Source organism: Citrobacter sp. S-77, assembly GCF_963864895.1.
GTDB lineage: Bacteria > Pseudomonadota > Gammaproteobacteria > Enterobacterales > Enterobacteriaceae > Citrobacter > Citrobacter murliniae.
Window position 1 is genome coordinate 3,127,139 of the sequence record NZ_CAWLWU010000002.1, and the last position, 11,898, is coordinate 3,139,036.

Genomic DNA, 11,898 nt, shown 5'->3' on the forward strand with positions numbered 1-11,898 from the left:
CAGTCTGACATACGGCTGGAGGTTTCTATGTGTGGACGCTTTTCACAGTCAATGACGCGTGAAGATTATCTTGCCCTGCTCGCTGATGAATCAGAACGCGACATTCCATACGATCCAGAACCCATCGGAAGATTCAACGTAGCGCCAGGAACAAAAGTTCTGCTTCTGAGCGAACGTGATGAGCAGTTGCATCTGGATCCAGTTATCTGGGGATACGGCCCCGGTTGGTGGGATAAACCGCCGCTCATTAACGCACGGTCTGAAACTGCAGCCACCAGCAGAATGTTTAAACCACTCTGGCAGCATGGTCGCGCAATTTGCTTTGCTGATGGATGGTTTGAGTGGAAAAAGGAAGGCGACCAGAAACAACCCTATTTTATTCACCGGGCAGACGGTAAGCCGATTTTTATGGCGGCGATCGGCAGCACACCATTTGAACGTGGAGATGAAGCAGAAGGTTTTCTGATAGTTACAGCTGCGGCCGACAAAAGGCTGGTAGATATTCACGACAGGCTGCCTCTGGTACTGTCACCAGAAGCAGCTCGAGAATGGATGAAGCAGGATACTGGAGGGAAAGAAGCCGAAGAGATAGCCTCCGACGGGGCTGTTTCGGCAGATAAATTTATCTGGCACGCCGTGACGCGCGCCGTTGGGAATGTTAATAATCAAGGATCACATATAATATGCCCAATCAAGTAATACATGTTTGGGGTAAAGCTCCTACTAAACTTCACTGAATTTTGAGCCATTCACTTTTAACATCCTTCCATTTAATCCTTGAATTGTTTTCACTGTGGGATAAGCCGTCATTAGAAAAAGCGACAGTAGAATACAAATAACTGAGAAAAATATAGCAAGCAAAATCTGGAACGTATCCAGCGCTCCATCATAATATACTTTTATAGGAGCCAGGGCATATGCCAAATAGGCTACTGCCGCAATCCAAGAAAAAAACTGTTTTATTCTGTATTTTTTATCTATTAAGAAATAGAAATACTTACCATCATATTTCAAGTAACGACTCAAGATCACCAACTTCCTAGTAGTAAGTCTCAAATCACATCTGTTTGAGATGTATAGCAATTTATTCCTGGTACTATCGTTGGATACTCCCATTAATTGAGTCATTATTTTATTTCTTAATAGCTTAGTAATGAATTGTTTATCTTCCACTCCTAAATGTTCGCCATACTCTTTATAATAATGCCGAAGTTTTAAGATTTTACCACTTCGTAAAAATTGATAAATATATTCGCAAGTTTTCCATAATGCGGCAATCACTGGCAATGCCGCGACAATTGTCTTCCACAGCTCATCCTTAAACACCCACTCTGTCATTATTTTCCTCACCATAACCATATGAAATATTTAAAAATATATCATGTGTTATTTACAATTCAACTAACGATGAGTAAATCCGAGAATCTTGTCGTGTACCGCGGCGAAAGCATCTCACGTTTCATCGCCCATTGCTGCTGGATGCCCTGTCCTGCAAAATACAGCGTCCCCCGCCCGCCTTTGGCGTTGAGTTGATCCAACACTTCCATCAATTTCTCACTACCCCGGCGAGGCGCATTATCATCGAACAGATTCAACTGGGCTATGCCCTGACTGAAGAAGTCCCCCAGCATTACCCCGGCTTTCTGATATCTGTGCCCGTCTTTCCATATTGCATCCAGACTCCTCGTCGCTGCTGCAATGATATCCCGGCTGTCCTGTGTCGGGGTGAGCAGCTTCACCGACGAGCTGTTACCGTAGTACGGTTCGTTCAACGCAAAGGGTGACGTTTTGACAAAAGTAGATATGAAGCGGCAATACTGATGCTCTCCACGTAGCTTTGCTGCGGCGCGCGAAGCATAGCTGCAGATGGCCTGGCGCATGGCATCATAATCAGTGATACGTTCCCCGAACGATCGGGAGCAGACAATTTCCTGCTTTGAGGGGGCAAACTCTTCAAGCTCCAGACAGGGCTCACCACGCAGTTCGCGCACCGTTCTTTCAAGCACTACATTGAAATGTTTACGGATAAAACGGATATCGGTACCGGCCAGTGCCAGTACAGTTTTGATCCCCATGGCCTCCAGCTTTTTACTGATACGCCGTCCCACACCCCAGACCTCATCTACCGGAAGGGCAGCCATGAGTTTACGCTGACGCTCGATGTTGGACAGATCAACCACTCCGCCAGTCTGCCGCTGCCATTTTTTTGCAGCATGATTTGCAAGCTTTGCTAGCGTTTTTGTCTGGGCAATACCGACACCAACCGTCAGCCGTGTGTTCTGGTAAACGGCATCCTTTAGTTCCCGTCCAAAATCCTCCAGCACACGGCAGTTTCTGACACCTGTCAGGTCGCAGAATGCCTCGTCTATCGAATAAATTTCACAGCGCGGCGACATCTCTTCCAGTGTGGTCATTACCCTGTTGGACATATCAGCATAGAGTTCGTAGTTACTGCTGAAGCACACAACCCCATAGCGGCGGAATAAATCCTTTTGTTTGAAGAACGGGTCTCCCATTTTCACCCCAACCTCTTTAGCCTCAGCACTCCTGGCAATCACGCAGCCATCGTTATTCGAAAGAACGACTACCGGCCTTCCCTTCAGGTCTGGCCGGAATGCCGCCTCACAGCTGGCATAAAATGAGTTCACATCAACCAGTGCAAACATACTCAGTCTGTCGATTTCACAATAAACGTCACCACGCCAAATATATCGAGCGTGTCTTCACTACCAATCGCAATGGGTGGATACACACTGTTTTCTGGCATGAGCATTACTGTCGGATGTAACTGCAGACGTTTAACCGTGAATTCTCCGTCAACGGCCGCTATGACAATGTCCCCATGAGTTGCTTTCCTGGAGCTGTCTATAATCAGCAAATCACCGCTACTGATACCCGCGCCGATCATCGAATCACCGGAGCTTTTCACAAAATATGTCGCACTGGGGTGCTGTACCAGCAGCTCATTAAGGTCGATACGTTTCTCAACATAGTCCTGTGCTGGCGAGGGAAATCCACAGGGAACGAGGTCGCTGAATAAGGGCAGTGCTACTCTCTGGTGGAGCTCAGTAGGTGAATAATACATCATGATAAACTCACTCTCATTGATACTGTAAATACATACAGTATATACTGTCACTATACACAGTAAAGAGGGGTTAAAGCATGTTTGTGGAACTCGTTTATGACAAAAGAAATTTTGATGGTCTGCCCGGCGCAAAAGATATCATTCTGGGCGAATTGAGTAAGAGGGTTCACCGGATATTCCCCGATGCTGATGTTCGGGTTAAACCGATGATGACACTGCCGGCGATTAACACTGACGCCAGCAAGCATGAGAAAGAACAGATAAGCCGGACTGTTCAGGAAATGTTTGAAGAGGCTGATATGTGGCTGGTTTCAGATTAAACACATTGATTCGTCATATTGCACAGGTACAATCCGATGCGACTGGGAACCACCCAATACTCGCTATATTGTAAGGTAACCAGCCGGCCGCAGTTACGTTCTTGCATACGACGTGACTGCGGCAATTCATATCACAAGAAAGGCATCACACACTGCTGTTCTGAAGTTCAGTAATTTGTTTCTGTAATGCCTGAATTGATAACGTCAGTTTGGCAATCATTGCTGTCTCATCCAGAGAATATGCGTCGGTAGTATCATTCTCATCATATCCATCTTCCAGACCTTTTCCCTTCACACACTCCGGGGACGTCACCACCAGGTCATTTGCGATAAATCCAAGCTTCGTTTCGCTCTCAGGAATAATACCTCGCTTCTTAAACCTGAACGTCGCGGGCTTCCATTCCATAACTTCATTCAGTGCTGTGGCAGATGCGGACAACTCACCCATCACGTTTTTATCCGAGAGATATTTTATTTCTTTTTTAAGATGTCTGTCGGATGTGGTTGTTAGCTGGAGTGCCCCCATTCGCGAATTATCAACCCACAAATCTACAGGCCCGCCAACGAAATTAAGGAAGGTTGAGTACATTTGCGGACCACCATAAATACCGGGCTGGCATAAAATGCCTCCGTTAGCGTAAAACACGGTACGCCTGTTCCCAACGGAATCAAGGTTCAGGATCACACGGTTAGTACCATCGGTGAAATCAGCACGTGACCCACGGAGTCTGGCCGCTTCCTGCCCGGGGATTACATCAAACCCCAGAGAGTGAGAGAAAACGCCATCCGTTCCCCATGCCAGATTCACACCACTATTAATTTGACCGCCGGTTTTACCATTTATGGTGTTCAGGCGCGAATCGCTGCCCTGACAAAACTGTCCCTCTTTATCGCCAAATGGTTGAGAAAGTCCGGTACCGCCCTGCTCTTTAGGAACAACACCATCAACCTTATCTGCTTTATCGGCCACACTATTGATCAACTTTTTCGCTGATGGGCCCGTAGTCTGACTGGTATCTGGAAGCTTAATGGTTACATCACCGTCAGCAGTGAAAAACTGCTGCCAGTTCTGCTTGTCGTAGTTCAGGCCGCGAAGCGCTTCTGCGCTCTGAGCCACCAGCGCGGCAGTAACCATGTTCAGCGCCACACGAGGAACGGCAGACCAGGCCGCACCAGATTGTGTTGGCCCGGTAAAGTTACTGACCAGCGTCAGTCCTGTATTGCTCTCGATTGTTTTGACCGGGAGCGTATAGGGAATACCACCGACAGTAACAACAATAAAATCTCCTGCCGCCACCTCAGTAGTAAACGCGGTCCCGCTGCCAGCGACCGCAGCAGAGTTATTCGTCAGGGTTAAGGTTCCTGCTGACATAGTTTTTCCTCAGTACATGTTCGGAAGAATAAGAATCGGCATGGCGATATTTCTGTTTCGGGTCATATCCCATGCGCCTGAATTACGGTTCGCAAACACTTTGTTATAGGCCGACCTGACGCTACCGCCTGACATGACCACGCCTTTGGTTCTTATATTTCCCCATCCACCACTCATTCGTACCTGAACGCCGGTATAGACTATCTGGCAAAACCCGCCGCCAATATCCTGAAAGGCATCAGTGATCTGGATTTGTCGGTCATAGACAAAGGGGCGCTTCAGCGTGGAGAACGTCACCTGACCTGCAGCGTTGGTCATCGTGATGCCGTCGCCGCCGACAGGTGCTGTCTGATTGAATATCACCAGGTCTATCGTCGCCGTTCCGGCCACATCGTCCCGCCCTGTGTAGGAAATATCGCGCACGATGATATTGCCGCCATCAAACCCCACCGACACATTCGGGTTATCCCATTTACCGAAAGGAATACCGCTCACCGGAAGCGCAGCACTGCCGTTAACCGTAATGCGTCCGGACCAGGCGCAGGTCATCAGCGCGGCCTGATTGGATATAGCAGTGAAGTCAGTCGAGTTTGAAACCAGTAATCCTTCGTTATAAGTCGCCGCAGGCAGCAGCTCCATGACGTAACCAGACCAGTCGGGGACAAGACTTTTTCCGCCGATGGTCTCAGCCCCGATAATTACCCCGGAATCACCGTTTCGGGTGACGCTGGTCATAATGGCCACATCAAATTCAGCAAAGGAATAGATGTAAATGGGGTTAGTTGGCACAACGATAGCCTGTGAGCCAGGAACGAGTGGCGTATTCACCGGGTACTGCATGAACTGGGATGACCATCCCGAGAACGATGTACAAAAACTCGGGGCACGCAGCCCCGCAGTAATTGCCATTGCCGGACGGCCATCGTTGTAATCAATCAGAATACCTTCCGGCATTATGACCACCTCCCGACGACAACCCGACCACCACCGGACAAATTGACCGTCAGCCCATTCCCGTTAATGACAACTGTGTTATTAACGCCGTTAAACGCAAATGCTCCGCCATCTGCGTACATGCTTCCATGAAACTCAGCATTCCCTGATTTTGGTAATTTCCATCCACGCCCGCCCGGACCTGCTATAAAGTTTGATGACTGTAGGCTGTCAGTAATTTTTCCGAAATCAATGGAGGCATCACGGAAAAACGCATCACTGATAAACACCTGACCATTCACCACAGCAAAGGGTGAATATTGCGTATCACCGCTGCCACTCATCAGGACGAACTGATTGGCGTTAAATCCGACACGAGTGACTACCGGCTTACCCGCTTCTGCCAGCACCGCGATCGACATCCCGGCGTTATACATCACACCGTTTATTCGAACCCCGGTTTTAAGGGTGTAAATTGCAGATGCCCCGGTCGCATCAACCACGGCGGTGAGCTTATCTTCCAGCGCGGCAGTCACATCATTGAACTGCGCCTGCACCTGCGTGGACATTTCAGCCATGGCCTTATCCACCTGCGCAATGGTCGTTTTAACCACCAGAATATCCGCGCGCACTTCGCCGTACTGCGCCCACTGGTGTTCCACGGTTGCATGGTTGGCCAGCGCGTTCTGCAATTCGGCTTCGAGGTTGGTATCAATGTCGCTTGTCAGGCGGTCACCGTCGGCAGACGTCAGGAAGTCATCAGCAATATCACCCAGGTAGTCGTCAACATTCGCATTAGATTCACCACGAACCCAGTCGGTCCAGCCTGATTCATTACCCGTTCTGTCTACCAGCTGCGCGCGGTACCAGAATTCCTGCCCCGCCTTCAGCCCCAGTTGGGTGTATTCGGCAGACGGATAAGGCACATCCGACAACAAAAGAGGATTCGAGAAATCACTGTTCGCGGTGTACTGAATTTCCGTTTTCAGTGTGTCCCCGGTGTTGGCTGGGAATCCCCAGTTCAGGCGAATACCCCAGTTGATCGGCGTTGTCGCAAAGCCGACAGGTTTCGGCGGATTACCCACCTTACCCGTCAGCGTTTTCTCTTCTGAGTAGCCCCAGCCAGAGGATATTTCAGAGGCGTTAATGGCGCGCACACGCACGAGATAGCGCCCGGCATAAATACCCGGAACGTCGAATGACGTGGTGGAGCTGCGCGGCACGTTTACCCAGTTACCATCATTGCGGCGCCACTGTGCTTCATAGGCGATAGCATTCTGCGCCTGGTCCCAACTCACACGCATGGTTTCGACGCTGATATTCTGCTGCACCACTGAAAACGAGCTGATCACAATGTTAGCCGGCGGCGACTGGTTACCCGGCGGGATCACACTCACCGGCCGCTGGTCAATGATGGCTCCGGTATCGATACGGGCATATTTATCCGGGTCGTGCCATGCGCCGGTAATCGAGAAGGTACCATCATTGTTATCGGAGACACTGACAACACGATACTGCTGGGCGTAGAGTTCATCTGACTCAACCACCCATACAGCTTCGGCCTGTGGTGTCTCACTGTATGCCGTGGTGACTGTGACTGATTCCCCGTTAATCGCCTGAATTGTCCTGCTCTGCGATGCGCCGGATGGTAGGTTGAGAATAAGGCGATCACCAGCTACTGCATCCGAAACACGATCAAGCTTTATAACTCGACCGTTAACGGCCCTGATACGCCCGCCCATAACTTTTCCGGACAGCAGTTCGTCTGACACGGCAATGATGTAACCCGGTTGTGGAATATTCCCGTCCAAGCCAACATCAAACGACACAACGCGATCCTTATTGTTGGTGAGAATACCCCAGCGCCCCTTTCGGTTCGCTTCTGACTGCCGGGTGCAGCCAATAGCGGTCATTTCAAGCTGATTAAAGCCGTAGCGCGCAACGAGCTGCTGCTCGAATACCGGCTCCATGGCGTCGGCGTAGGCGTTATCAGGGTCAGACCAGGAAACCAGCGCGGTGGTGTAACGGGTTTTGGTGGTGCTGCTGGCGTATGTAAACAAGCCGTCGACCACGTTTGCGCATGTGTAGGAAAAGTCGATATCCCGCGGCATGTCGGCCAGCGCAACAATTTGATCGCCACCCCAGTACGTCATACCCCGGAATATAGCCGCAAAGTCACGCAGCACAGTATAAGCGTCATTCCTCTCCTGAACATAGACGTTACACGTATAGCGTGGCTCTGTCCCGCTTCCACCCTTTCCATCCGGTACCGGCTGATCGCAATACTGCGATACCTGGTACAACGTCCATTTATCGATGTTGGCTGCACTTAGGCGATTACCCAGACCAAAGCGATCGGTAATAACCAGATCGTAAAATATCCACGCCGGGTTATCGGTCCAGGCCCACTTGAACGCGCCCTGCCACGTGCCACTATAAGTCCGCGTATCGGGGTCATAGTTATCAGGCACGCGGATCACCCGGCCACGTGGTTCACAGGATATCTGTGGAATTGAACCGTTAAACTGACTCGAGTCGAACTCGATGTACAGCAGCGCGGTGTTCGGATAGCGCAGCTTGGCATCAATCACCTCCGTGAAGCTTTGCAGCGTCATAGTGTCGCCGATCTTGGCGCTGTTTGCGTCAGCGGTAATCTTACGTAGTCGGATTGTCCAGGTGCTGCCAGCCTGCGGTAAATCAATACGGTGGCTGCGCTCATAACCAGACGTCGTTTTGCCGGTTACGCTGGTATTAAGAACGGTTTGCCAGGTCCCACCATCAGTTTGCAGGTCTATTGCATAATTGATGGAATACCCTACCAGATCGCCGTTGTCCTCCTGCTTAAACAGTGAAGGCCATTTCAGTCGCAGGTGAACGGCTGATAGTTGGGTGTTGGTAAATGTACGCGTCCAGGCTGTTGCGCTTGATACTTCTGTTCCAACGTTGATTTCGTTTTCGGTACCGGGAATACCCTGAATGTAATTTTGTACCTGCGTTCCCGCACGAAACTCCCACGTTACGCCGCTAAAGTTTTGGGAGCCGTCGAAGTTTTCCAACGCCGTGCCGTCCAGGTAGATATTTTTTCCGGTTAATTGCCCTGCAAATTCCCCTTCCCCAAGCGCAACGAGGATTTTAGCCTTCGCTACAGATTGCAGATCATCAGGCTGTTCGGTAGGGGTTCGGGAACTGGAACTGCCGCCCTTGCGGCCTTTAATCTGGGTTGTTGTAGCCATATTGCGCCCATAAAAAAGCCACCATCTGGTAGCCTGAGAGGAAGATTATTTTGGTTATTGCTGGTCTTCGACGTATATACCAGCAGAGATGATCGCCCCGCCAATGCGTCTGCGACCATAAAGAAGCGGGACCGGATAACCTTGTGCGGCAGTATTTGTCACCCCACCGAAAGCATATGAAGCGCGGTTATCTGCACTTTGCTTACTGGCAAGACCCGACGGTTGAGGTGAAAGCATTTGAACAACGCCACCAATGATCAACGCACCACCAGCCTGATAGAAGAAAGGCGAGGCCGCTGCAAAAGGCGTAAAATTTAGAACTACACCAACAGCTACTAATACTGCGCCTAGGATTGTCTGAAGGACACCGGATTTTTTACTACCTATAGTAACTGGAACAATTCTGATTACTTCACCAGTCACCGGGAAACCTAAATCATCTTCCCCAATATTTTTCTTTCCACGAAATACCGCAAAGGTCAGACCTCGCTGTTTACTGGTGTGCATGTACTGCTCGAAGCCTTTAATAGTGGCAGATAGCGCCCTGCATGCCTCGTGAGTAGTGCTAATCAATCGATGGTGAACCTTACCAAAGGTTTTTCCCAAAGGCCCATGTAGCTCAATTTGAGTCATTACTTCTTGCATTTGTTACTCCCATAAAAAAACCACCCGAAGGTGGTTCTACATATTTAATATATTTCAATTTACAGTCATTGGTAAAATATCAACATTACCACTTTGATCCGTGAATATTCTTAACACCCTCGGTGTGTCAGGTTTGATTATAAACTCCCGCTCTTTTTTTGGTGCTCCACTACATAGCCCCTTTCCAGCGAATCCAGCACCAATAATTATTTCACCCGCTGGTAAATAAGCTCTAACTTTTTCCCCTGTTTCAAGTTCAGCAACTGGCACGCCATTCACATAGGATGTGATAGCACACCCTCCAGCTACAAACCCTTTATCACGAATGATGGTAACTTCTGTCGTATTTGGTTTTTGATGAAATTCAACCGCGGCATCAACTTCTTTTGCATTTTGTGGAAGAACTGGTTCAGTTGAACAGCCCGCAACAGCTATTGCGATTAGAAGCAGCAAAGTCTTTTTCATATCCCTATCCCCTTTGGTTTTGCAAAAGGTTAGCACAGAGACATATACCGTAGAACCTTCATCGTCCGTTCCTGCCAGTAGCCGCCATAAGGCACACGCTGACTCAAATGGCCATAAAGATGGTGGAGTAGCATATTGCCTTCCAGCAGGATCCCTGCATGGTTCCACTTATTAGCCTGGACCTGCATGATAACCATATCACCTGGCTGCGGTACGCCACTGAATTCACGGAATCCGCATTCATACCAGCAATCGTGGTAGAAGTTTTCGGGGTAACTGTCCTCCCACCAGGGATAATCCACGCGGTAATCCGTCAGCTCAATGCCATGCGTTTGCCGGAAATAGCTCATCACCAGCCCCCAGCAATCGAAATGACCGAGCACAAATGGGCGCTCCAGTAGCGGCAGCTCGCCCCGCGGCTGAATGGTACGCAGATCCCCCTCCGGCCAGCTGACGATGTGCCACGGAAGTAACGTAGCGTCACACTGTGCCTTATCCAGTTCGCTCGCCTGCGTCGTGGCATCCGGGTGGCTGTGGACAATGGCAATCACTGTTCCCCAGTCTTCGGCAGCGGCGTAATCTTCCGGCGACAGGTGGAAATGCTCTGTCGGATCGGTTGCCAGATTACGGCAGGGAATGTACCGCTGCACCCTGCTTTTTTGCGCCACTACGCCGCAGCATTCGCGCGGATATTCAGCAGCAGCATGCGCCATAATGGCGTCGATAATTTTCTGACGCATATCAGCTCCTGATCAGGGATGTGCCAGGGAAACCACCGAACGGCAACTCGTTCCCCTCGCCATGTCTCAACTTGCACGCAGTGAGTGTACCGGGGCATTCATCGAGCGATGGATCGTTAACCGGGTTGTTGTGTTTGTCGAAATAACGCGTTCCGGCATAGTCACATCCATCACCGGAGCGGTATTTGTTACGGATACACCAGGTACAAAGCGAATGTAGCTGGCGCGTCGGGATCATCAGCCCCTGCAGGTCCATTGGACTGGACAACGTAAACGCCACCACTTCGTTGGTTTCAGTGCTCTTGGCGTCAATGTAAAACACCTTCAGCTTTTCCTGCTGCGGATCCGCCGACGGGTTGCCCTCCGGATAGTTTTTCGCATCCAGATACTGCGCCAGCGTGTCATGAATCGTGACCTTTGCCTGCAGCAGGTCATCATAAGCAAGACACAGCGCCGTAATGGAACTGTCCAGGTTAGCGACCGACAGCGTCGGCTGCGCGCTGGTCCCGTCGGTCGCCGTCTCAATACCCTCGATCTGGCAGGGCCAGGCTTTATATTCCTGCCCCTGCCACCAGATCGATTTCGCCGGTAGCTTATTGTCATCTCCACCAGCAGCAGCAATTTCATCGGGAGTGTGGGCAATATTGTGGGCGTGGAAGCGGAGAACGTCGGAAACACCAAATGCGGTGCCATCGACATCAAAAAGCCGGACAACATTGCCCGGCTCAAGTTTCTGATAATCACTGTTTAAGCTCATGGTGCAAACGCCTGTTCAAAGGTGGCTGATACGGTTTCCACCGTTTTACTTTTGGTGACGCGCTGCAGGCTGTCTACCTCAACACGCCACAGCGCAAGATCACCGCCTGGCGGGGTAAACGAAAAGGATTTCGTCTTATGGCGCCGCAGGAAAGCATAAATATCCCGGATGGTTTGCGGTTCGCCGGTAAATGAAAACTCATAACTGAGCGTTTCATCATTCATCCCAGCACCTGATACCTGCTTATAGCCATCACCAAACTGCGCCGTACGGACGGTATCCTTACTTTTCAGGGTCGGCTGGCTGGATGCTTTAATCCGCCATGCAAAATGCTCGATCGCCATT

13 protein-coding genes are annotated in these 11,898 nt (G+C 50.1%); 2 read left to right on the forward strand and 11 right to left on the reverse strand.

Annotation, left to right across the window (positions count from 1 at the left end; genetic code table 11):
* Positions 1-27 precede the first annotated feature (27 nt).
* Positions 28-699: an SOS response-associated peptidase gene (locus AACS05_RS15505; protein ID WP_045445140.1), complete on the forward strand. Its 672-nt coding sequence runs from the start codon at positions 28-30 to the stop codon at positions 697-699.
* 24 nt (positions 700-723) lie between these two features.
* Here AACS05_RS15505 and AACS05_RS15510 read toward each other — a convergent pair whose 3' ends face one another.
* Genes AACS05_RS15510 through AACS05_RS15520 form a run of 3 tightly spaced genes read right to left on the reverse strand, consistent with a single transcriptional unit; the run spans position 724 to position 3,088 of the window.
* A complete protein-coding gene (locus AACS05_RS15510; RefSeq protein WP_045445143.1) occupies positions 724-1,338 on the reverse strand; it encodes a hypothetical protein in 615 nt (204 codons plus the stop codon).
* 59 nt (positions 1,339-1,397) lie between these two features.
* Positions 1,398-2,666: a Y-family DNA polymerase gene (locus AACS05_RS15515; protein WP_045445146.1), complete on the reverse strand. Its 1,269-nt coding sequence runs from the start codon at positions 2,664-2,666 to the stop codon at positions 1,398-1,400.
* A gap of 2 nt (positions 2,667-2,668) precedes the next feature.
* Positions 2,669-3,088, reverse strand: a complete 420-nt coding sequence (locus AACS05_RS15520) for a translesion error-prone DNA polymerase V autoproteolytic subunit (RefSeq protein ID WP_045445149.1) — start codon at positions 3,086-3,088, stop codon at positions 2,669-2,671.
* Positions 3,089-3,165: 77 nt separating this feature from the next.
* On the opposite strand from AACS05_RS15520, the gene AACS05_RS15525 reads away from it, so the two are divergent.
* Positions 3,166-3,408 (forward strand): DinI family protein, encoded by a 243-nt coding sequence (locus AACS05_RS15525; protein ID WP_038642073.1) that lies wholly within the window; start codon positions 3,166-3,168, stop codon positions 3,406-3,408.
* Between the two features lie 145 nt (positions 3,409-3,553).
* On the opposite strand, the gene AACS05_RS15530 is transcribed toward AACS05_RS15525, so the two are convergent.
* Genes AACS05_RS15530 through AACS05_RS15565 form a run of 8 tightly spaced genes read right to left on the reverse strand, consistent with a single transcriptional unit; the run spans position 3,554 to position 11,897 of the window.
* A complete protein-coding gene (locus AACS05_RS15530) occupies positions 3,554-4,780 on the reverse strand; it encodes a tail fiber domain-containing protein (protein WP_045445154.1) in 1,227 nt (408 codons plus the stop codon).
* Positions 4,781-4,789: 9 nt separating this feature from the next.
* A complete protein-coding gene (locus tag AACS05_RS15535; RefSeq protein ID WP_045445156.1) occupies positions 4,790-5,734 on the reverse strand; it encodes a DUF6453 family protein in 945 nt (314 codons plus the stop codon).
* Positions 5,734-8,946, reverse strand: a complete 3,213-nt coding sequence (locus AACS05_RS15540; protein WP_045445160.1) for a host specificity protein J — start codon at positions 8,944-8,946, stop codon at positions 5,734-5,736. Before AACS05_RS15540 ends, AACS05_RS15535 begins: the two co-directional genes overlap by 1 nt.
* A 54-nt stretch (positions 8,947-9,000) precedes the next feature.
* Complete coding sequence (locus tag AACS05_RS15545; protein WP_045445162.1) at positions 9,001-9,591, reverse strand: tail assembly protein; 591 nt, start codon at positions 9,589-9,591, stop codon at positions 9,001-9,003.
* Positions 9,592-9,645: 54 nt separating this feature from the next.
* Positions 9,646-10,056: a hypothetical protein gene (locus AACS05_RS15550; RefSeq protein ID WP_043016030.1), complete on the reverse strand. Its 411-nt coding sequence runs from the start codon at positions 10,054-10,056 to the stop codon at positions 9,646-9,648.
* Positions 10,057-10,085: 29 nt separating this feature from the next.
* Complete coding sequence (locus tag AACS05_RS15555; RefSeq protein ID WP_045445166.1) at positions 10,086-10,796, reverse strand: C40 family peptidase; 711 nt, start codon at positions 10,794-10,796, stop codon at positions 10,086-10,088.
* A gap of 1 nt (position 10,797) precedes the next feature.
* Complete coding sequence (locus AACS05_RS15560; RefSeq protein WP_045445169.1) at positions 10,798-11,553, reverse strand: phage minor tail protein L; 756 nt, start codon at positions 11,551-11,553, stop codon at positions 10,798-10,800.
* The gene (locus AACS05_RS15565; protein ID WP_045445172.1) at positions 11,550-11,897 is read right to left on the reverse strand and encodes a phage tail protein; all 348 of its coding nucleotides are present in this window, start codon (positions 11,895-11,897) and stop codon (positions 11,550-11,552) included. The genes AACS05_RS15560 and AACS05_RS15565 overlap by 4 nt, the downstream gene beginning before the upstream one ends.
* Position 11,898: the final 1 nt, after the last annotated feature.